This is a genomic window from Streptomyces sp. Ag109_O5-10 (assembly GCF_900105755.1).
Taxonomy (GTDB): domain Bacteria; phylum Actinomycetota; class Actinomycetes; order Streptomycetales; family Streptomycetaceae; genus Streptomyces.
This window is the reverse complement of the sequence record NZ_FNTQ01000001.1, coordinates 1,943,403-1,964,700: the sequence shown is the minus strand read 5'-3', so window position 1 is coordinate 1,964,700 and position 21,298 is coordinate 1,943,403. Positions and strand designations below refer to the sequence as shown.

Annotated in this window: 8 protein-coding genes and 1 pseudogene; 4 read left to right on the top strand and 5 right to left on the bottom strand. The window is 70.6% G+C overall.

The features are described 5' to 3' along the window. Window positions 1–25: 25 nt before the first annotated feature. Window positions 26–1,234 (bottom strand): pyridoxal phosphate-dependent aminotransferase, encoded by a 1,209-nt coding sequence (locus BLW82_RS09015; protein ID WP_093498298.1) that lies wholly within the window; start codon window positions 1,232–1,234, stop codon window positions 26–28. Between the two features lie 82 nt (window positions 1,235–1,316). Between BLW82_RS09015 and BLW82_RS09010 the strand changes: the two genes are divergently transcribed. Further along, window positions 1,317–1,943, top strand: coding sequence for a winged helix-turn-helix transcriptional regulator (locus tag BLW82_RS09010; RefSeq protein WP_093498297.1), 627 nt, complete (start codon window positions 1,317–1,319; stop codon window positions 1,941–1,943). 54 nt (window positions 1,944–1,997) lie between these two features. Here the strand turns inward: BLW82_RS09010 and BLW82_RS09005 are convergent, their stop codons facing one another. The 3 genes from BLW82_RS09005 to BLW82_RS08995 form a co-directional block, all read right to left on the bottom strand. After that, complete coding sequence (locus BLW82_RS09005; protein ID WP_093498296.1) at window positions 1,998–2,825, bottom strand: hypothetical protein; 828 nt, start codon at window positions 2,823–2,825, stop codon at window positions 1,998–2,000. Continuing rightward, window positions 2,825–4,087: a VWA domain-containing protein gene (locus tag BLW82_RS09000; protein WP_093498295.1), complete on the bottom strand. Its 1,263-nt coding sequence runs from the start codon at window positions 4,085–4,087 to the stop codon at window positions 2,825–2,827. The genes BLW82_RS09005 and BLW82_RS09000 overlap by 1 nt, the downstream gene beginning before the upstream one ends. A 74-nt stretch (window positions 4,088–4,161) precedes the next feature. Next, the gene (locus BLW82_RS08995) at window positions 4,162–5,667 is read right to left on the bottom strand and encodes an IucA/IucC family protein (RefSeq protein WP_093498294.1); all 1,506 of its coding nucleotides are present in this window, start codon (window positions 5,665–5,667) and stop codon (window positions 4,162–4,164) included. A gap of 93 nt (window positions 5,668–5,760) precedes the next feature. Here BLW82_RS08995 and BLW82_RS08990 point away from each other — a divergent pair, with 93 nt between their 5' ends. Both BLW82_RS08990 and BLW82_RS45295 read left to right on the top strand, forming a co-directional pair. Beyond that, entirely contained in the window at window positions 5,761–7,263 is a 1,503-nt protein-coding gene (locus BLW82_RS08990) for an IucA/IucC family protein (RefSeq protein WP_093498293.1), read from the top strand. Between the two features lie 54 nt (window positions 7,264–7,317). After that, window positions 7,318–7,540: pseudogene (locus tag BLW82_RS45295) on the top strand (SDR family oxidoreductase); the annotation flags it as partial. 432 nt (window positions 7,541–7,972) lie between these two features. Here the strand turns inward: BLW82_RS45295 and BLW82_RS45290 are convergent. Further along, window positions 7,973–14,092 carry a LamG-like jellyroll fold domain-containing protein gene (locus BLW82_RS45290; protein ID WP_143063653.1) on the bottom strand — a complete coding sequence of 2,040 codons (6,120 nt, stop codon included), beginning with the start codon at window positions 14,090–14,092 and terminating at the stop codon, window positions 7,973–7,975. Between the two features lie 510 nt (window positions 14,093–14,602). On the opposite strand from BLW82_RS45290, the gene BLW82_RS08975 reads away from it, so the two are divergent. After that, a complete protein-coding gene (locus BLW82_RS08975; RefSeq protein ID WP_256216193.1) occupies window positions 14,603–21,244 on the top strand; it encodes an RHS repeat domain-containing protein in 6,642 nt (2,213 codons plus the stop codon). The last annotated feature ends 54 nt before the right edge of the window (window positions 21,245–21,298 follow it).

The window sequence follows — 21,298 nt, the reverse complement described above, 5'->3', positions numbered from 1 at the left end:
ACGGCCCCGGACGACTGCCGCGCGCCTACTGCCGATAGCCGCTCAGGAACCGCCCGATCCGGCCGATCGCCGTCTCCAGGGTCTCCGCGTGGGGCAGGGTGAGGATGCGGAAGTGGTCGGTGGTGGGCCAGTTGAAGCCGGTGCCCTGGACGACCTGGATCTTCTCCTGGAGCAGCAGGTCCAGGACGAACCTCTCGTCGTCGTGGATGGGGTGCACCTTGGGATCGATGCGGGCGAAGGCGTACAGGGCGCCCTTCGGCTTGACGCACGAGACACCGGGGATCTCGTTGAGCTTCTCCCAGGCCACGTTGCGCTGCTCGTACAGCCTGCCGCCGGGGGCGACCAGTTCGCGGACGGACTGGCGGCCGCCGAGCGCGGCCTGGATGGCGTACTGGGCGGGGGCGTTGGCGCACAGCCGCATGGAGGCCAGCATGGTGAGGCCCTCCAGGTAGTCCTTGGCGTGCTGCTTCGGTCCGGTGACGACCATCCAGCCCGAGCGGAAGCCCGCCACGCGGTAGGTCTTGGACAGGCCGCAGAAGGTGAGGACCACGAGGTCGGGGGCGAGCGCCGCGGTGGAGTGGTGGACGGCGTCGTCGTACAGGATCTGGTCGTAGATCTCGTCCGCGAAGACCATCAGGCCGTGCCGGCGGGCCAGGTCGAGGATGCCCTCCAGGATCTCCTTCGGGTACACCGCGCCGGTCGGGTTGTTGGGGTTGATGATGACGACGGCCTTGGTGCGGTCCGTGATCTTCGACTCCAGGTCGGCCAGGTCCGGGTACCAGTCGGCCTGTTCGTCGCAGAGATAGTGCACCGCCTTGCCGCCGGCGAGGGTGGTCACCGCGGTCCAGAGCGGGAAGTCCGGGGCCGGGATGAGGATCTCGTCGCCGTCCTCGACGAGCGCCTGTACGGCCATGGAGACCAGCTCCGAGACGCCGTTGCCGAGGAACACGTCGTCGACGCCGACCTCCAGACCCAGCGTCTGGTAGCGCCCGGCGACCGCCCGGCGGGCGGAGAGGATGCCGCGCGAGTCGGTGTAGCCGTGTGCCTGCGGGAGCATCCGGATCATGTCCTGGAGGATCTCCTCAGGGGCTTCGAACCCGAAGAGCGCCGGGTTGCCGGTGTTCAGGCGCAGCACGCTGTGGCCCGCCTCCTCCAGCGCGTTGGCGTGCTCGATCACCGGTCCGCGGATCTCGTAACAGACCTCGCTGAGCTTGTTGGACTGCCGGAACTCCATTGCGCCCCTCCGGAAACTCGTGTTGCTTGGTTTTACCAAGTGGGAGCTTGGAAAGTCCAACATCTTGTCTAGACTGCGTCGCATGCCACCTCGCCGAAGCTACGACCAGTACTGTTCCGCGGCCCGCGCCCTCGACGTCGTCGGCGACCGCTGGACCCTGCTGATCGTCCGGGAGCTGCTCGCCGGTCCGCGCCGCTACACGGACCTGCACGCGGATCTGCCGGGGGTCAGCACGGACGTCCTCGCCTCCCGGCTGAAGGACATGGAGCGGGACGGGCTCACCACCCGGCGGCGGCTGCCCCCGCCGGGCGCCGCGTACGTCTACGAACTCACCGCCCGCGGACGGGAGTTGCTGCCCGTGTTGCAGGCGCTGGGCCGGTGGGGCGAGCCCGAACTGGGCGAACGCCGGCCCACCGACGCGGTACGCGCCCACTGGTTCGCGCTGCCGTTGCTGCGGGCCCTGACGGGCGAGGGGCTCGTCGAAGTCCGGCTGGGGGAGGGGCACTTCCACCTGCGCGTCGGCGCAGAGGAGGGGCCGGTGTACGGCGACGGCCCGGCACCGGCCGAGCCCGACGCCCGGCTCGTGCTCGACGCCGGGACGGGTGCGGCACTGGCCCGGGGCGAGTCGGGCCTGGCGCAGGCAGTGCGGGACGGGCGGATCACCGTGACGGGGGACGGGCCCTTGGCCAAGGAACTGCGGGAGGCCTGAAACGACGACTGGGCCGCCGCGAACGGGGGCCCAGTCACCGGTCTTCGTGTCGGGTCACATGTCCGGCGGCACTCGCCTCGGCCGTCCCGAGCCCCGGGTCAGCGCGTACCCGCCGATCCCCGCCAGCGCGGCCAGCACGCCGCCTGTTCCGGTCCACACCCAGCGGTCGCTCCACCAGCCGGAGGACCAGCCGTCGTCGGGCTCGATGCTGGACAGCACCGCCGACTTCGTGGACGAGGAGCTGTCGTCGGATGACGAACCGCTCCCGTCCGACGCGGACGTGACCGCGATCCCCGGCACCAGCGGCTGGGCCAGTGAGCCGTCCACCGCCGCCGAGCCGCCGATGTCCTTGGAGTCCACCTTCACCTCGGCGCTCACCGGCTGGCCGAGGTCGGCCGAGGTCAGGTCCACCACCGTCAGCCGGATGTAGTACGTGCCGGGCAGCGGATCGTCGGCCCACGGCTCCGACCAGGCGCGCACGGTACGCATCACGCAGGCCAGCTCCACCGAGGCGGCGCCCTGCGCGGCCGTGCGGGTCTGCGCGCCGTACTGGCAGGCCTGCCGGCGCCGCAGCCCGTCGTACACGTCGAGCTGCCAGGTCTGTCCCGCGTGCGCGTCGGGCAGCTTCACCGTCGCCTTGACGTCGGGGCGCTGGCCGGCGTCGGCCGGGAAGGACCAGTACAGGTAGTCGCCGGTCGACCCGCTGGCCGTCGCCCGCTGCCCCTGGTCGATCTCGGCCGCGGTGCGGAAGGACGTGCCCGCCTGGGTGGGGGCGCCACTGTCCTGCGAGGCGCTGGGGGAGGGGGAGGAGTCCGCGGCCGCCGGACCGGCCGCCAGGCCCACCGCCAGCAGGGCGGCGCTCAACACACGTGTGATCGACATCAGTTGGTCCTCCAGACCGCGACCCGCCACCGCGACACCCAGCCCCACAACAGACCCGCGAGGAAACCGGTCAGCACCAGCGCCCCGAGCAGCCACCAGCCGCGGCCGAGACCGAAGGAGGCGACGTCGCTCGCCTTCGCCGGCCCGTCCACCACGTCGACCGTCAGCTCGACCGGCAGACCGGGGCTGGTCTTCACCCCGGCCGTGGCCGAAAAGGAGTTGGTCACCTGGAGGCAGACGGTCTCCGGGGTGGTGTCCTCGTCGTCGCTTTCGGCCTTCGGATACCGCAGTCCGGTCGAGATGACGTCCGTACGGCCCGTCCCCGAGGCCTCGCCGCGCACGATCTCACGGCCGTGCACGGTCACCGCGCGCAGCAGCACGCCGTAGTCGGGGTTCACGGCCCGGTCGGCCGCGACACTCACCGAAGCGCGCAGCTCCTTGCCCGGCTCGACGTCGACCTTGTACCAGCGCTGCTGCCCGAACTCCTCGCGGTCGGTGTACAGCCCCGACTTCAGCGCGGGCGCGGACGAGCACTGAGCCGCCCCCTCGGTGGCCACCGGCGTGACCACGGGGTCCGCCGCCCGGTCCACCAACTGGCCGACCCGGTCCGTCAGTTCCTCCTTGTGCTGGACGGAGGTGTAGGTGCCGCCGGTCGCGTCCGCGATGCAGCTGAGCTGGTCGCGGGTCTTGGCGTCCGGCACCAGACCGAGGGTGTCGATGGTCAGCCCGACGCCCTTGGCGGCGATCTCGCGGGCCACCTCGCACGGGTCCAGCGGCTGGCAGGTGTCCTCGCCGTCGCTGATCAGGACGATCCGGCGGGTCCCGGCACCGCCCTGGAGGTCGTCGGCCGCCTTGAGCAGCGCGGGGCCGATCGGGGTCCAGCCGGTCGGCGAGAGCGTGGCGACGGCGGTCTTCGCCTCGGTGCGGTCCAGGGTGCCGACCGGGTAGAGCTGCGCGGTGTCCTTGCAGCCCTCCTTGCGGTCGTTGCCGCGGTAGTTGGCACCCAGGGTGCGGATGCCGAGCTGGACCCCCTCGGGTGTCGCGTCCAGCACCTCGTTGAACGCCTGCTTGGCCGCGGCCATGCGCGTCCCGCCGTCGATGTCCGCCGTCCGCATGGAACCGCTGACGTCCAGCACGAGCTCCACCTTGGGAGCGGCCTGTTCGGTCTCGTCGGCGACCGCATGGCCGGGGAACGCGATCCCGGCCGCCAGGGCGGCGAGCAGGGCACAGACTCCTGCCGCCGGCCGATGTGTTCTGATCATCGGCGGATCCTATTGATCAAAGGCGCCGGGCTCCAAAACGGGGTCCGCACCGGTGCATCAGGGTGGCCGGCAGGTCAACGCACGGCGGCGAGCGGGTTCGGCAGGGCCGTCCACTGGTCGCCGGGCACCTGCGGGGAGAGCCGCATCAGGGTCAACGCCTTGGTGGGCAGCGGGCCTTCGCGGAGTGCCGTCAGGTCGGGGGTGGCGGGCAGGTGCCGTACGGCCGCCTCCAGGGCCGTCGCCAGGGCCGGTCCCGAACCCGCCGTGCTCGCGAGGGCGCCCCCGACCAGGGAGCCGAACAGCTTGCGGCGCAGGGCGGTTTCGTCGTCCGTGACCAGGCGGCCCGTCAGATCGGGCGGGGTGATGCCGTGGCGGCGCAGGCGGGCGGGGCTGAGCCGGATGTCGGCCAGGTCGCGGTAGACCAGGCGGAGCGGGGCGCCGGTCCCGGAGAGCACGACCAGGAGGTTCTGGCCGTGCGCCTCCAGGGCCACGCCCAGGTCCAGCAGCCGCAGCCCCACCGTCAGCGCGAGCCGGGTGAACCCGGCCAGCCAGGACGGTGATTCGGGGAGCGTGGTGGTGGCCAGCGCGGCAACCGGGAGGACCCGCTCGCCCGGTGCCGCGTACGCCTGCGGAGACTCGCGCAGCAGCGCCGCCAGGTCGGGGGACCCGGCGGTCACCGCGCCCAGCGTGCGGGTGATGTGCAGGAGCCCGTCCGTGCGGTCCGCCAGGTCGGTGGCGAACGACGACAACGTCACCGCGGCGCCCACCGAATACGTCGAGATGTCCCGCACGGACGAGGTCAGCCGGGCACTGAGCGCGGTCTTCACATGTGTCCCGCCGTCAAGGGCGAGCGTGCGCAGGGACATCAGCGGGTGCGCGTCCCGCCAGGGCCCGGCCGGGCCGCCCTTGAGGACGTGGGCGTGCTGCCAGGGGTGCACGGGAATCAACAGACGCTGTCCATAGCGGAGTTCGGCCGGCCAGTCGCCGGTCAGCAGGCAGTCCCCGGCCGCGGCCGGGACCGTCTCCAGCCGCACGGCCTGCCGGTGCTCCGGCCCGTACGCGAGCTGCTCCGCCGCCGAGAAGCCCGGCCTGGAACGGCAGTTGGGGTGGAAGGGATGGCCGTCGACGACCCGCTGCTCCCACTCCCAGTCCGACCCGGGCCACTCCGGGGAACCGGCCTCCTGACCGGCGCGCGAGAGCGCCAGCGAGGCCGCGCTGTGGCCGAGCTCGGCCGCGAATCCCGTGGAGTGCGGCCAGCCCAGCTCCGTCATCAGCCGCGCCGGATCGTCGTAGGCCTCCCCGTCCAGACGTACGGCGGTCACATACGCTCCCGTCGCGTACGGGTCCGCCCGCGGCCCGTGCAGCGCCCGCCCGTCGGCCAGCCACACGGCGAGGCTGTGCGCCCCGCGCACCCGGCGCGCCACCCACGGCAGCGGCTCGTGCGCCAGCGCCCGCCACAGCCGGGTCAGCACCGCCGCCCGCGCACCGGGCAGCTCGGCCGTGTACCGGTCGACGAGGTCCGGCCGCACCTCGGCCAGCTCCGCGGCCAGCCGGGTCTCGATGGGGGAGGGACGGCGCACGGGAAGGCTCCTCGGGGACGGGTACCACGGACATGATGACCGATGACGGGCGACATACTGATCAGGAACGGACTGTGTGGACGTAGCGAACGAATGGAACGTGTGGACCTCATGCCCCTCAGCGACGCGGTCGGCGAACGCGCCGACGCGTATGCTGCCGCGCCCCTGCTCAACTGCCTGCTGCGGGAGGTGGCCCACCCGCTCCCGGACGCCGGGGAAGGGCCGTGGCGGGTCCACCGGCTGCCCGGCGGCGGACGGCTGCTGCGGGTGCGCGGCGAACGCCGGCCGAGCGCGCCCGAGGTGTACGCGGACGGTACCTGGCACCGTCTCGGCCACGCCGAACTCGTGAAACTCGTCGCCGAGGAGCTGCGCATCCACACCGGGCTCTCCAACGGGGACCTGCCGGCCGAGATGCTCGACAGCCGGGACACGGTCGCCGCGCTGCTCACGGCACGCGCCCGGGCGACGGCGCCCGACGACCCGTACCTGCGTTCGGAGCAGTCCCTCATCACCGGCCATCCCTACCACCCGGCCCCCAAGGCACGCGGCGGCGGCCCGGCCACCGCCTGGCTGCCGTACGCCCCCGAGGCGCACGCCCGGTTCCCGCTGGTGCTGCTCGCGGTCCGCGAGGACGAGGTGGCGGAGGAGGGCGACACGACGGCGCTGGACCGGCTGGCCGCCGTACCGCCCGGCTACCGGCTGCTGCCCGCCCACCCCTGGCAGCTCGACCTGGCCGGCCGCGGCCTCGCCCCCGCCTTCGCGGACGGACGGCTGCTGCGCCTCGGCGAGAGCGACTTCGCCGCCTGGCCGACGGCGGCGATCCGCACGGTGTACGAGCCGGAGCGCGATCTCTTCCTGAAATTCAGCCTGGATGTCCGGATCACCAACGACATCCGCCGCCTCTGGGCGCACGACCTGCGGAAACTGGGCCGTACCAACGCGGCCGTCACCGCCGCGTTCACGGCGATGGGCGGGCCCGCGGGCTGGCTCGGCGACCGCGGCTACCGCACCGCCCGCTTCGCCTTCGAGGAACTCGCGGTCATCGTCAGGGACGGGCTGCACGGACCGCTGCTCCCCGGGGCGACCCCGCTGCTCGCCGCCGGTCTGGTGGAGGGCTTCGACGGCGACCCGCTGGCCGCGGCGGCGGACCCCGGCGCCTGGTGGGAGGCGTATCTGCGGGCGGTCGTCCCCCCGGCCCTGACCGCCTTCGCGGAGCACGGCGTCGTCCTGGAGGCGCATCTGCAGAACACCCTGGTCGCCGTCGACGCCGACGGCATGCCCGTGCAGGCGCTGTACCGGGACGCCGAAGGGGTCAAGCTGCGGGCCGACGTGGACCGGGCCGCCGGGTGGGAGCGGCTGGTGTACTGCCTCGTCGTCAACCACCTGACCGAGGTCGCCGCCGCGCTCGCCGAACACCACCCCGGCTTCGACCCCTGGCCCGCGGCCCGGCGGGAGCTGGCCCGGCATCCGCTCCCGGAGGCGGCCGACCTGCTGGCCTCCCCGACCCTGCCCGGCAAGACCAACCTCCTGCTGCGCTGGACCGGGGCGGACGGCGCCGACGCACGCTATCTGCCGCTGCCGAATCCGCTGGCCTGAAACCGGCGGGGACGAAGGGGCGCCGGCCTACGATCACAGCGCCCGGAGGGCATGGCCGGCGGGATCGAGGAGGCCTACGCGGAGGCGACGCGCCTGGCGCCCGCCGGCCGCCCGGCCGACCCGGCCGAGGTCGCCGAGGCGATCGCCTGGCTCGCTCTCGCCCGCCGCGTCCTTCGTCAACGGCGCGGCCCTCACCGTCGACGGCGGGATCACCGCCCTCGACCCGGGCACCGTGCCGTTCGGATTCCGCGTCGAGAACCGCGAGAGCGGTCACTGAGTTCCGGCGCTGACGGCCGTGCCCCCGTGGGACGGCGGAGAGAGCGAGCGGTGCCGACGGAGACGCCGAACCGTTGCGAGGGTGCCGTGCCGCCACGGGCGCAGCAGGGGCGACCGGGGCGGCCTGGTGTCAGGGGATCTTGCAGCGTCGGTAACCCTGGTGGGTGACGATGAACAGACTTCGGACACCTCTTCCGATGGCACGGGAGCCTCATGCGGTGCGGGCAACGATCCCGTCCCCCGATCAGTCGCCACGCCAAAGAGCTCACCGCGCCGACGATCACCAGGTCGGCGCGCGCCGGTCACGCTGCTGTCGGCTTGCGCGGGGGCGGGCTGTTGTTGATCCACCCCCCCCCACGCGGAAGAAGGCCCCCGCCGAGTGGCGGGGGCCTTCGACCTCTTGGAGACTCCTAGCCTTCCAATGCCGTACGGGTCAGTGCAGTGCGCTGACTTCGGTCGCCGAGAGTGTCCGGGGGTAGACGTGGACGTCGGCGACGGAGCCGGGGAAGGCCAGGTAGGGGGTGGAGGCGGAGGCGCTGTTGACGCAGCCGCCGATGGTCAGGGGCAGGGAGGAGTCGTACTGGGGGCTGAGGTTGGTGGCGGTCCCGACCAGGGTGCCGTTCTGGTAGAGCGCCATGTTGCCGGTGGTGGAGGCTCCGGGGACCGGTGCCCGGAAGGTGGCGACCAGGTGGGTCCAGGTGCCGACCGGGCCGGAGTTGTTGTCTCCTTCGGCGGTGGGGAAGTCGGAGTTCTCGTCGTTGGTGGTGGTGGTCTGGAACATCCAGGCGGCGCTGGGTTTGTCGTAGGAGAGGTAGAAGGACTGGTGCTGGGTGGTGCCCTGGCAGACAGCGGTGGTTCCGAGGGCTGAGTTGATCTTCACCCAGGCGGAGACGGTGTAGTCGCCGAGGGTGTTGACCGCGCTCTGCTTGCTCTTGAGGAAGCCGGTGCTGCCGTCGAAGGCGACACTGCCGGACAGCCCGCTCGGCGCGTCGCTGCCGTAGGTGGCGCCGCCGGTCGCGGTGAGCGGGTTGAGAGAGGCGGTGTCGGCGCCGTTGGCGGCGAGCTTCCAGTCGTCCTCGGGCATGCCGTTCTGCCAGCCGGCGGGCACGATCACGCTGTTCGCGCCGGCGTCACTCGCCGTCATGGCGTAGGGGTAGACCTGGACGTCCGAGACGGACCCCGGGAACGCGTTGTACGGCGAGGTCGCGGCGGGATCGTTGACGCAGCCGCCGACGGTCAGGGGCATGGAGGAGTCGTACTGCGGGGTGAGGTTGACGGCGGTCCCCATGAGGGTGCCGTTCTGGTAGATGGACATCACGCCGCTGTTGCCGTCGCCTTCCACGGGTGCGGTGTAGGTGACCAGGAGGTGGGTCCAGGTGCCCAGGGCCCCGGTGTTGGTGTCTCCTTCCGCGGTGGGGAAGTCGGCGCTGTCGTCGTTGGTGGTCGTGGTCTGGAACATCCAGCCCTTGTTGCCCCGGTCGTAGCCGATGTAGAAGGCCTGGTGCTGGCTGGTTCCCTCGCAGATGGCGGTGGCCGGGTTGTCCGCGGAGTCGAGCTTCACCCAGGCGGAGACGGTGTAGTCGGCGAGGGTGTTGACCGCGGTGTGGTCGCTCTCCAGGAAGCCGGTGCTGCCGTCGAAGGAGATGGCGGTGTCCGGGGCGTTGACCGCGTCGGCGCCGGTCGAGCCGAAGCTCGCACCGCCGACCGCGGTGAACGGGTTGTCCCCGCGTGCGTCGGTGCCGTCGGCGGCCAGCTCCCACTCGTTGTCGGGGGTGTCGCCGCCGGTGGCCTCCGGGACGATCAGGTTCGGCGCGATGCCGACGACCTGGGTGTTGGTGTCGTTGAGGTAGCGGGCGGCGAGGTCGTCGTAGTACGTGTTCGACGGGTTGCCGCTGGAGAGGTCCGCCGCCTTGACGGTCGAGGAGGTGGCCGTGCCGTCCGTGGAGACGGCCGCCGCGAAGTCGATGACCTGGGTCGGGAAGTTGTCGAGCAGGTACTGGTTCACCTGCTCACGCGCTGCCTCCTGGGTCGCCGTGCCCGGGTGCGCGGCGGTGAACGGCGGGACGGTGGTGAGGTAGACGGTGATGTTGGAGTTCTGGGTGACCGGCTGCCCGTTGATGTAGGCCTGTCCGTCGTCGGTGTAGTACGAGCTCAGCTCGCTGTTGAGCGCGGCCAGTCCGGTCTCGACGCCGGTGGCGCAGGCGTCGGCGGTGCCGGTGCAGTTGAGCAGGTCGGCGGCGCCGGTGGAGACGAGCACGGTCCGCACGTTGCCCTGTGCCAGGACGTTGCGGTCCAGCGGGTTGAGCGCGTTGGTCGGGGTGTCGCTCGACGTGCCCTGCGGCAGCAGGTTGTTGCTCAGACTGGTGCTGTTGGTGCCCGCGTTGAGCACGCCGTAGTCCACCGAGGAGTCCCCGTTGGCGTCGCCCACGATGGCGCCGGTGATGGCGTCGCTCAGGTGGTGTTGTCCGTCGCCGCTCGCGGTGTCGCCGTTGACGCTCTGGTCACCGTAGAGGACCAGGGAGCCGGTGGGGGCGGAGGTCGGCGTGGTGACGTCGATGCCGGCCAGGTACGGCAGACCGGTGTACGTGGTCTGCGTGAACTTGGTGGCCGCGGTGTCGCCGGTGCGGTTGGCCGCGTCGCTGACCCAGACCGGGGTCTGGGCCGTGGCGTGGCCGGGCAGGGCGGACACCGAGCCGTGCACCTGGAGGGAGACCAGGACCGTCGCCTGCTGGTCGACGTGCAGGGTCACCGGGTCGCTGGTGACGTCGCCGCCCGCCGGGATCGTGACCGTGGCGGCGCCGCCGAAGGCCAGCGCCACCGGTGCCGCGGCCGCCGCGGCGCCGCCGCCGGCGGTGGTGTCCTGCAGGGCGACGGAGGCCGCGTCGAAGGTCACCGGGCCGCTGCCCATGGCGTTGGACAGGTGGACGCGGACGCCGTTGCCGTCGTCCGTGCCGATGCTGACGTGGGCCGGGACGCGCAGCGTCTGCCCGTTGACGGTGGCGGCGCTGCCGCCGGACTGCGTCACCTTGGCGGTGTCCTGGACGGAGGACCAGGTGCCGACCCAGTGCTGGGCGCCGGCTCCGCTGCCGGTGGCGGTCAGCGGCCGCAGGCCCATGCCCAGGATGTGCAGTGCCGGCTGGCCGGCCTGGACGCCGTTGGTGAACAGCGGCAGGGAGATGCTGCTGATGACCGAGCCGGGGCAGGCCAGCGGGACGCTGACGGCGTAGACCTTCGGGCCGGGGCTAGGGCTGGTCTGGGTGTTGTTGCTGTGGTTCTGGTGGACGAGGGTCAGTGTGGCCCCGGAGGCCGGGCCGCTCAGCCAGTCGGGCACGGTGTCCAGCGTGTACGACTGGTCGGCGGGGGCGCCGTTCGGGTCCAGGCAGTTGTTCTTGGCGTAGGTGACGGTGCCGGTGGCGCCCTTGGCCGCGCCGCCGGTGGCGAAGGCCAGGAAGACCACGGCGCCGCCGGTGTTCACCGTGCCGCTGCTCGGCACGGTGACGGTCTGCCCGGAGGCCAGCATGTTGTCGTAGGTGCCGGTGCCGAACTTCGGCAGCGCGATGCTCGTGCCGTCGACGGTCACCGACTTGCCGCTCTGCCAGCCCGAAGTGCCGGTCAGGTCGGTGGAGTTGATGCTGTTACCGGAGCCGTCGGCGTCGGCTGTGCTGGTGGTGGTGGTGAAGGTGCTGGTCGCGGTGTTGTTCAGGCAGCTGCCCGTGCTGTTGATCGCGCAGGTCAGCGCCGGCGCCAGGCGCAGCACGTCGAGGCCGGCCTGGTAGCCGGCGGAGCTGGGGTTCTTGCCGGTCAGGGTGAGGGTCAGGGTGTGCGCACCCTGCTTGAGGGTGAGCAGCTGGCCGTTCGCGTCCTTGGGGATGCCGAGGTTGACGAACCGGGTGGTGGTGTACGAGCCGTAGGCGTCGAAGCCGCTGAGCAGGGTGGCCTGGGTGGACTTGCCCGCGTCCAGGACCAGGTTGTAGATGCCGTAGTCCTTGGCCTTGGTCAGGTTGGCCCCGAAGCTCCAGGGACCGTCCTTGGGGATGTCGAAGCCGAACGTCGCGGTGTCACCGCTGACCACCTTCGAGGTGGTGCTCTTGTTGGCCAGCATGGCCTGGTAGCCGTCGGCGAACTCGTAACCGCTGAAAGCGGCCTGGCTGATCAGCTGACCGCCCTTGGACGTGGTGGTCGCCTTGGGCACGGCGGTGGTCGTGCCGTCGGTGTTGGTCGCCGTCCAGCCGGTGATCATCTTGTCGCCGTAGGCGTACGTCGGGGTGCTGGTGCCGGCGTAGAAGGCGTAGCTCGTCTGCGTGATGGACGTCGAGCCCGCCTGGTCCACCGCCTTGGCGTACAGCGTGTGCGGTCCCGCCTTGGCGGGCGCGAAGGCGGGGGAGGCGCTGCCGTTGAGGACCGCGGTGCCGGTGCCGGGGCCGTTGTCCGAGGTGGCGTAGTAGACGTGGCCCGGCGCGATCGTCGTGCTGGTGGTCCAGTGGGTGACGGTGCTGCTGTAGACCGTGTTGCCGAGCGTGGCGTCCAGCGCGAAGAGGTAGCCGGTGATGTTGTTGGTGTGGTTGTTGCTGATCGTGAAGGTGCCCTTGTCGCCGTAGGCGGCACCGATCTGCTTGGCCGGGAACTGACTTGAGGTCACCGTGGGCGCGGGAGGCGCGCTGGTGTCCACCGTGAAGGTCTGCGTCTTGGTCCAGATGCCCGATCCGGTGCCCGCCCAGTAGCCGGCCGCGTTCTGTGCGGTGGCCTTCCAGGTGTAGGTGCCGTCCGGCAGACTCGGCGTGGTCCAGTCACTGCCGTTGGTGTTGTACCTGGCGCGCTTCTTCGAGTCCGTGCTGGGTCCGAAGCCCTGGTGGATCAGGGTGCCGGAGGAGTTGTAGACGTTGTACTCGATGCGCACCAGTTCGCTTCCGCCGGCCAGGTCGGGGTCGACCGCGCGCGCGGACAGCGTCGGGGTGTGGGTGGTGGTCATCGTCTTGCCCAGGTTCACCGTGGACGGCTTGATGGCGGGGGTGCCGGTGCCGTTCTTGAGCTTGGGCCGGTAGCTGTAGGTGACCGACATGGTGGCGCCGCCGCCATAAGCGAGCTGCTTCCACTGCGTGGCGTCGTTCATGTCGGGCGACTGGACCATCAGCGTCATGCTCTTCCAGCCACCGGCCGCCGCGCTCTGCGCCCGGGAGGTCACGTCGAACTCCAGTGACGGCGGGCTGACCCAGGAGTTGGCACCGTCGGTGACCGGGCAGGTACCGGCCTCGTGGCTCTTGGGGTTGGTGCCCAGCGAGCCGGTGCGCCCGCCGGGCTCATGACCCCAGTACAGCGACGACGAACTCCACCCGGCGGGGCGGTCGGTGCCGTAGACGGCGGCCGGGGTGTCCGAGCAGGAGGCGGCGGAGAGCTGCTTCACGTACAGCGAGGCGTGTGTGACCACCGCGCCTTTGATGCCGCTCGTGTTCATCTGGTAGTAGGTGCGGGCCCGTTCTCCGTTGCCGGGGGAGGAGTTGTCCCAGCCCTCGCGGGCGTTGGTCGCGCCCGAGGTGGACGTCGAGTTGTAGACGTTCCACCCGTTGTCCGAGATCCGCGCCCAGTCCAGCTGGGAGGGCCTGCCGCTCCACTCGGGGTCGACGTAGACCGGGTAGGTGGTGCTCTTGGCGGTCAGCAACTTCTGGTCCAGGCGCAGCAGTTGCCTGCCGTCGTGCAGGCTCACCCGCACCTGGGCGCGGTGCCTGCCGACCTTGGCGGCTGCCTTCTGTTCGGCACGGGCCGAGGAGACGGTCGCCGTGTGGGCCGTCGGCGCGCCGGAGGACTTCTTGCCGGCGCTGTCCCACATCAGCGCGGTGTCACTGTGGAACACCGTCTCGCCGGTGCGCTTGTCTGTGGCCCGGGTCCCACCGTCACGGGTGGGAGTCACCGCGACATGGGAGGAGGTGGTATTCAACGTGAGGCTCCGCAGGCGCGGATCGGCCGCCGCCTTACGGGACTTGACCACGAGGATTGAGGAGTAACCAGAGGCGTCCGCGGTCAGCTGCAGGTCCACCTGCGGCAGGACGTCGGGGTAGGTGGCGGTGGCGCCGGAGATCACCGGCTCAGGCAGCTTGCCCGGCCAGGAGAAGCCCAGCTGGTCACTGCCGCTGCGCATCGTGACCAGCGCGCCCGAACCGCCGTCGGAGAACGTCACGTCGGTGACGGCTGCCCTGGGCGCCCAGGTTCCGTTCGCCTGCCGCACCAGCTTCGTGTCGATCGGCACCCACTTCCCGTGCTGCAGCGTGCGCTGCGGCATCGAGGAGTCGGTGCGGGTGAAAGTGCCGTTCGGATTGGCCACCACCAGCGTTCCGGTGTCGGTGAGTTGGTCGATCGTCACCGGCTTGCCGGTCGCCTTCGCCCGCGCGGACGCCGCCTCCGTGGCGTTGAGACGCCGGCCGGCGGACTGGGAACGCGGGCTGTGCGATTTCGGGTGCGACGACTGGGCGGCGGCAGGCGCCGCGTGGGCCGTCACCGTGGCGGTCAGCGAGCCGGCGGCCAGGGCCGCGACGACAGCGACGGCGACGGGTCTTGGCACGGGCCGTCTGGACGCGGGCATGCGTGTGCGGAAGGCGGACATTCGAAGTCGGGATCCTTTGCAGGTCTCGGGCGGTCCCCCCGTGGGCCCCGCGCCGAGGTGCATTCTGTGGGGCCGGTGTGAGCCGGGTCCATCGTCGATTGATCGCCTGGTGACCGAACGAGGTCCGTTTTTGACGTATGCAAGTCAAATTGGGTTCAACCCTGGGGGATTCCTTTGCAATCCATGTGCGTGCGCTTTGCAAGCTGTGTTGATCCCAGGATCTAGCGTGAAGCTTCCGTGGGGGCTTGATCAACTGTGTCCCCGCTTTGGCGTGCGCTCAACCGGCCCTGACCGAAGGCCACTTGGGTGCCCACAGCAACACCCGGGGGCGGCTTCGCCGTGCCCTGGGCCGGGAACGGGGGAGGGCTCACCATGACACGAACGGCCGGGTTGGGAAGACGGATACGACGGGGCGTCAGACGGTTCCGTGGCCTCAGCCTCGCGACGACGGGTGTCCTCGTGGTGACCATGCTCGCCCCCGCGGCGGACGCGATGGCCGCGCCGGGTTGGCATCGGCACGTCTCCGCCCCAGCCGTGGCCAAGGACAAGCGGATTCCCTTCACGCACGCGAAGCCGAAGGCGGCAGCGGCGTCGAAGGGGTTCACACGGTTCGATCCCGCGGGGCACGCGTCGTTGCCGGGTGCGGGGAGCTCGACGGTGTCGCTGACCGCTCCGCCCACCGGCGGGCGCTCCGCGCACGCGGCGGCCGGTTCGGCGTCCTCGCAGCGGACGGTATCGCGCGTACGGGCGGGGTCGTCGCCGGTGCTGCTGTCGGCGGTGCGTTCGGGCACCACGGCGCGCCGGGTCCAGGTGACCACGGTCGACCAGAAGACCGCGCGGGCCGCCGGAGTGCACGGCGTGCTGTTCACCCTGCGCAGCATGGGCGGTACCGGCTCCGGCAGCGTCGAGGTCGACGTGGACGACGCGACCTTCCGCAACGCCTTCGGCGGCGACTACGCCTCCCGGTTGCACCTGGTGCGGCTGCCGGCCTGCGTGCTGACGACCCCTCGACTGCCACGGTGCCAGTCGCAGACCCCGTTGCGCACCAAGGCCGGCGCGTCGTTGTCGGCCCAGGTCTCGCTGCCGGCGACGACGACGTCCAAGACCCTTTCCGCACACACCGCCGCGGCCTCCGGCGGCCTGGTGGCGCTGGCCGCGACCTCGGGTACGAGCGGCTCGTCCGGCGACTACACGGCGACCAGTCTGTCGTCCGGTGGCACGTGGTCCACTGCGGGCAACACCGGCGCCTTCACCTACAACTACCCCATCGCCGTGCCCGGAGCCATCGGCGGTTCGGCACCCACGCTGACCCTGAACTACAACTCGGCGACCCAGGACGCGCGTACCGAGGGCACCAACAACCAGTCCTCGTGGCTGGGTGACGGCTGGTCGACCTCGGACAACTACATCGAGCGGACCTACAAGTCCTGCAAGGACGACTCGTCGTCGGACGCGCCCAAGAACGACGGCGACGAGTGCTGGGCCGGCCAGATCCTTACCCTGTCGCTGGACGGGAAGTCCACGCCGATCGTCTACGACGACAGCACCAGGACGTTCCGCCCCGCGCAGGACGACTCCACCACGAAGATCGAGGATCTGACCGGCGCGACCAACGGCACCGACAACGGCGAGTACTTCAAGGTCACCGAGAACGGCATCCAGTACTACTTCGGCTGGAACCGCCTGCCAGGCTGGAGTTCCGGCAAGGAGGAGACCAGGTCGGCCTGGACGATGCCGGTCTACAAGGCGCACGGCGGGGTGTCGGACTGCCCGGCGGGCACCGACTTCGCGTCCAGCTCCTGCACTCTGGGCTACCGGTTCAACCTGGACTACGTCGTGGACCGCCACGGCAACGCGATGGCGTACTACTACGCGCCCGAGACGGGTTACTACGGCCCGGACATGAAGAACACCGCGGTGGCCTACACCCGCGGTGGGACGCTGAAGCGCATCGACTACGGCACGACCTCGTCCACGGTCTACTCGGGTACCGCACCGGAGCAGATCCTGTTCGACGCGACGGCGGAGCGTTGCATCGCGGGCACGCCCGCGGGCAACACGTGCTCGGACTCCCAGTTCACCAAGTCCAACCCGGACTACTGGCCGGATGTGCCGGTCGACCTGAACTGCGCCAAGGACGCGACGGACTGCACCAACCACGGGCCCAGTTTCTGGTCACGCAAGCGTCTGACCTCGATCACCACGCAGGTGCAGGTCGGCGGGGCGACCAAGCAGGTGGACCGCTACGACTTCGCGCAGTCCTTCCCCGACGGCGGGGACCACGCCCCGACCCTGTGGCTGGACAGCATCAAGCACACCGGCCTGGACCTGCTCGGCGGGGCCTCCGCCAGTGCCTCCACCCCGTCGGTCAGCTTCGATCCGCCGTTGCAGCTGGCGAACCGGGTTGGGACGATCCCGCAGATGCCGTTGATGTACCACGACCGGATCCAGACGGTCACCACCGAGACCGGTGCGCAGACCACGGTGGCCTACGACACCCCGGACTGCTCCAGCGCCCCGGCAAGTGATCCGTCCGACCCGGCGGACGCGGCGGCGAAGGGGTTCGCCTCGACGAACAAGCTGCGGTGCTTCCCGTCGTACTGGACGCCGGACGGACAACCCGCGCCGATGCTGGACTGGTTCTATCTGCACCCGGTCAAATCGGTGACCACCATCGACCCGCACAACAACTACCAGGACGGCACCGAGCCGGAGTTGCTGACGGAGTACTCCTACAAGGGGAATCCGGGCTGGCACTACGACGACAACGAGACGGTCAAGAGCAAGAACCGCACCTGGGGCCAGTTCCGCGGCTTCCCGGAAGTGGACGTCACCACCGGTGACCCGAACGTCTTCCACTACACCGACGGGGCCAAGGTCTACGACCGGAAGACCCTCACCAAGACCTATTACTTCCTGGGCATGAACGGCGACACCATGCCGTCGGGGACTCGTAGCGTGCCCCCGCTCACCAGTCAGGACGGCAGCGTCAGCGTCGCCGACGACAACCCGCTGGCCGGGCAGGTCTTCGAGACCGACACCTACACCGGTGTGAACGGCGACATCGACAAGGCCGTCGTCAACGTTCCCAAGATCATCGGCCCCACCGCCACGCGGTCCCGGACCGGAATCGCGGACCTGACGGCGAACATGGTCCGTCCCGCCAGAACGCTGACCCGCCAGGCCGTCTCCTACGGCTGGCGCAAGACCGAGACCGACTCCTTCTACAACACGACACTGGGCCAGACCACCACCGGAATGGCTGTCCAGAGCGACGACCGGGGTGAGGTGGGTGCCACCGGCAACACCGCCAGGTGCACCTTCACCCGCTACCTCGACGGCACCCACGCGACCGTGGTGGTCACCGCCGAGAAGATCGTCACCGACCAGGACTGCAACAGCTCCGGGGCCACCCCCTCTGGAAACCTGGTCTCCGACACCCGCACGTCGTACGACGGGCACGCCTTCGCGTACAACGGCGACGGTCAGGCCAACCCGGACCTGCCGAGCACGGGCGACGCCACGCTCGTCCAGAAGGCGTCGGCGTCCAGCGGGGCGAGTGCCACCAAGTTCGTCGACCAGACCCAGAGCACGTACGACTCCTACGGTCGAGTCGTACTGGCCACCCGGACGCCGCATTCGACCGCCCAGGACGGCAGCAGCCTGGCCCAGACGGTGGCGACCTCGTACACACCGGCCGCCGGCGCGCTGCCGACCAGCACCACCACCGCCACACAGGTCGCCCCGGGCGCGACCTGCACACCGGCCACCGCCTCGTCCAAGGACTGCCAGGTGGCGACCTCCGACCTGGATGCCGCCCGTGGCCTGCCCGTCACCAAGACCGATGTCGCCGGTCTGGTCACCTCGTTGTCCTACGACGCGCTCGGCCGGCTGACCGGTGTCTGGCTGCCCAACGCGAACAAGGCGTCCGGTGCCGCCGCCAGCATGACCTACAACTACGCGCTGTCCGCCACGGCTCCTTCGGTGGTGTCCACCGGCACCTTGCTGGACAACGGCAGCTACAGCGTCAACGAGACGCTGTACGACGCCATGCTGCGCAGCCTGCAGACCCAGGTGACGGCGGAGAACGGCAGCACCACGGTCTCGGACACCCAGTACGACTCGCACGGCTGGACCGTGGTCACCAACAACAGCTACGCCATCTCAGGGAACCCGGGCTCCAGCCTGGTGTCGGTCTCCCAGGTGACCATCCCCGCCACCACCGTCACCGACCACGACGCGATGGGACGCACCACCCGGAGCACCGAGGAGCACGACGGGGCCCAGACCTGGAACACCCGCACCGCCTACACGGGGGACAAGACCACCGTCATCCCGCCCACCGGTGCGGTCGCCACCACCACGGTGACCGATGCTCGCGGTCAGAACACCGAGCTCGACCAGTACACCGCGGCACCGACCGTCAGCGGCAACGCGACCGACGGCTTCACCACCACCGGCGGGACCTCCCAGGCCACGCGCTACGGCTACAACGCGGCCGGCCAGCAGAACAAGGTGACGGGCCCCGACAACGCGGTGTGGTCCTTCGGCTACGACCTGCTGGGCCGCAAGACCTCGCAGGCGGACCCGGACGCCGGCACCAGCCGCTACGGCGTCGACGACGCCGGGAACCTCTTCTCCACCACCGACTCACGCGGCGACGAACTGGACTTCACCTTCGACCTGCTCGGCCGCAAGCTGACCGAGACGGACAAGGCGAAGAACTTCAAGGTCGCCTCCTGGCTGTACGACACCCTGCGGATCGGCCAGCCGACCTCGTCCACCAGCTATGTGCAGGGCGTGACGGGCGGATACACGGTCGCGACGACCGGCTACACCACACTGGGCAAGTCGACCGGCACGAAGATCACGCTGCCCGACAGCGAGGCGCCGCTGCCGACCAGCTACCAGACCACCTACACCTACACCCCCAAGACGCAGTTGCTGGCCTCCCAGGTCGACCCGCGTACCCAGGGCCTGATCGGCGAGACCATCACCTACGGGCACGACGTGCTCGGCAACCCGACCACGACCGCGAGCAGCGCCCAGACCTACGTCGGCGGCACCGTCTACACCAACTACGGCCAGCCCTCGCAGCTCACTCTGGGCGCGTCCAGCAACCCCGCCTGGATCACCTACTCCTACGACGACCAGACCCGCAAACCCACCGAGCGCCTCATCTCGCGCACGCAGGCCCCCGGGCCGCAGGTGGACGACACCACGTACTCCTACGACGCCGCCGGCAACCCGCTGTTTGCCGCCGACCAGCAGTCCGAGACCGGGAACACGGTCACCGACACCCAGTGCTACCGGTACGACGCGCTGGCCCGGCTGTCCCAGGCATGGACGGCGAAGGCCGCCTGCCCGGCGCAGGGCACCGACCCCACCGCCGCGACCGTGGCCGGTACGGCCGGGTCGTACTGGCAGTCGTACAGCTACAACGCCATCGGTGACCGCACCCAGGTGGTCGACCACTCCACCACCGGTGGAGCGGACGACACCACCGGCTACGTCGAAGGATGCACCACCGGTTGCAACGCCACCGGCGCCCAGCCGCACACCCTCACCAAGACCACCGGCGGGAGCAATCCGGCCGACTTCGTCTACGACGCCGCGGGCAACCTGCTCACCCGCACGCCCACCGGCGGCGGCGCCGGCCAGAACCTGACCTGGGACGACGAAGGCCATCTGGCCGAGGTCGACACCACCGGAAGCAGCCCCACCACCACCAAGTACGTCTACGACGCCGACGGCAACCAGCTGATACGCCGCGACCCCGGGAAGACCACGCTGTTCGCGGGCGACACCGAGATCGTCGTCAACACCGGCGTCACTCCGAACGTCCTGCTCGGTGCCGTACGCACCTACGCGCACGGTGGCGCCGGCAGCGCGGTGGCGGTTCGCTCCAGCCTGCCCGGCGGAGGCACCGACTACCTCTTCGACGACCCGCACGGCACCGGCACCATGGCCATGGACACCACCACGCAGAAGGTGTCCCGTCAGCAGTACACGCCCTACGGTCAGCAGCGGGCCAACGCGAACGGCACCGCGTGGCCCGACCCCGCCCACTCGTACCTCGGCAAGTCCCAGGAAGCCGCCACCGGTTACACCGACGTCGGCGTCCGCAAGTACGACCCGGCGCTGGGACGCTTCATCAGCGTCGACCCCAAGTTCGAGGCCACCGACCCGCAGCAGCTCGGCGGCTACGCCTACGCCGGTGACAACCCCGTCACGAACGCCGACCCGAGCGGCCAGATGTACCCGGCTGACATGGGCCCCGGGCCGGACTACCGCCCGCCGACGGACGCGACGGACTGGCTCTTCCGCGGTTCCACGGAGGGTTTCGGCGGTTCGGAGAACATCCAGTCCACCGGCTTCACCCCGACCTCCTCGGACCCCGGTGTCTCCACCCACTTCGCCACCCAGGCCGCGAACGACTACCACGGGCAGGGCGTGCTCCACATCCTGAACCGGCAGGACCTCGTCGACCTGGAGATCGTGGACAACTACTACCAATCGATTCCGCACGAGAGCGAGGTGTGGGTCGGGACGTCCGCCGGCGACATCGCCAAGCGGGCCCGGGTGACGATCCCGGTCGAGCAGGCGCGGAGCATGCTGTCCAAGATGGGGATCGACGTCGATCCGTCCACCAAGCAGCCGGACCTGGACGCCAACCTCATCGCGACCCGCAAGCTGACCCCCGCCCAGATCGAGGAGTTCGCCAAGAACGCTGGGGCCAGTGGCGGTTCCGGCGGCGGTGCCGCCTCGACCGCGAGCAAGCTGGCGGACTCGGCCGGCGGCGACGCGGGCTTCATCACGGTCGGAGGCGCGCTCAAGGGAAGCCTCTTCGTCGGAGCGGTGGCGCTCTCCGCCTACGACGTCGCCAAGGCACCGCCGGCCCAGCGGCTCCACACCGCCACACGGGACGCCGCGGGCCTCGCGGGCGGCCTCGCGGGCGCAGCCTACGGCGCGGAGGTGGGTGCGGCCATAGGCTCGGCCATACCCGGAGCGGGTACCGTCGTGGGCGGTGTCGTCGGGGGTGTCGTCGGAGGCATCATCGGCAGCGGTGTGGCGTCCGATGTGGCCGACAAAGTCATGAATTGGTTCTGACCCTGGATGGAGGCCTCCTCAGCATGAGTAGTACCGAGCCTGTGGGACTACTGC

Excerpts from the sequence above, each read along its gene's own strand:
- BLW82_RS09005 (WP_093498296.1), bottom strand. The coding sequence starts at position 2,825 with ATGTCGATCACACGTGTGTTGAGCGCCGCCCTGCTGGCGGTGGGCCTG.
- BLW82_RS09010 (WP_093498297.1), top strand. The coding sequence starts at position 1,317 with ATGCCACCTCGCCGAAGCTACGACCAGTACTGTTCCGCGGCCCGCGCC.
- BLW82_RS08975 (WP_256216193.1), top strand. The coding sequence starts at position 14,603 with ATGCTCGCCCCCGCGGCGGACGCGATGGCCGCGCCGGGTTGGCATCGG.
- BLW82_RS08990 (WP_093498293.1), top strand. The coding sequence starts at position 5,761 with ATGGAACGTGTGGACCTCATGCCCCTCAGCGACGCGGTCGGCGAACGC.
- BLW82_RS09015 (WP_093498298.1), bottom strand. The coding sequence starts at position 1,234 with ATGGAGTTCCGGCAGTCCAACAAGCTCAGCGAGGTCTGTTACGAGATC.
- BLW82_RS09000 (WP_093498295.1), bottom strand. The coding sequence starts at position 4,087 with ATGATCAGAACACATCGGCCGGCGGCAGGAGTCTGTGCCCTGCTCGCC.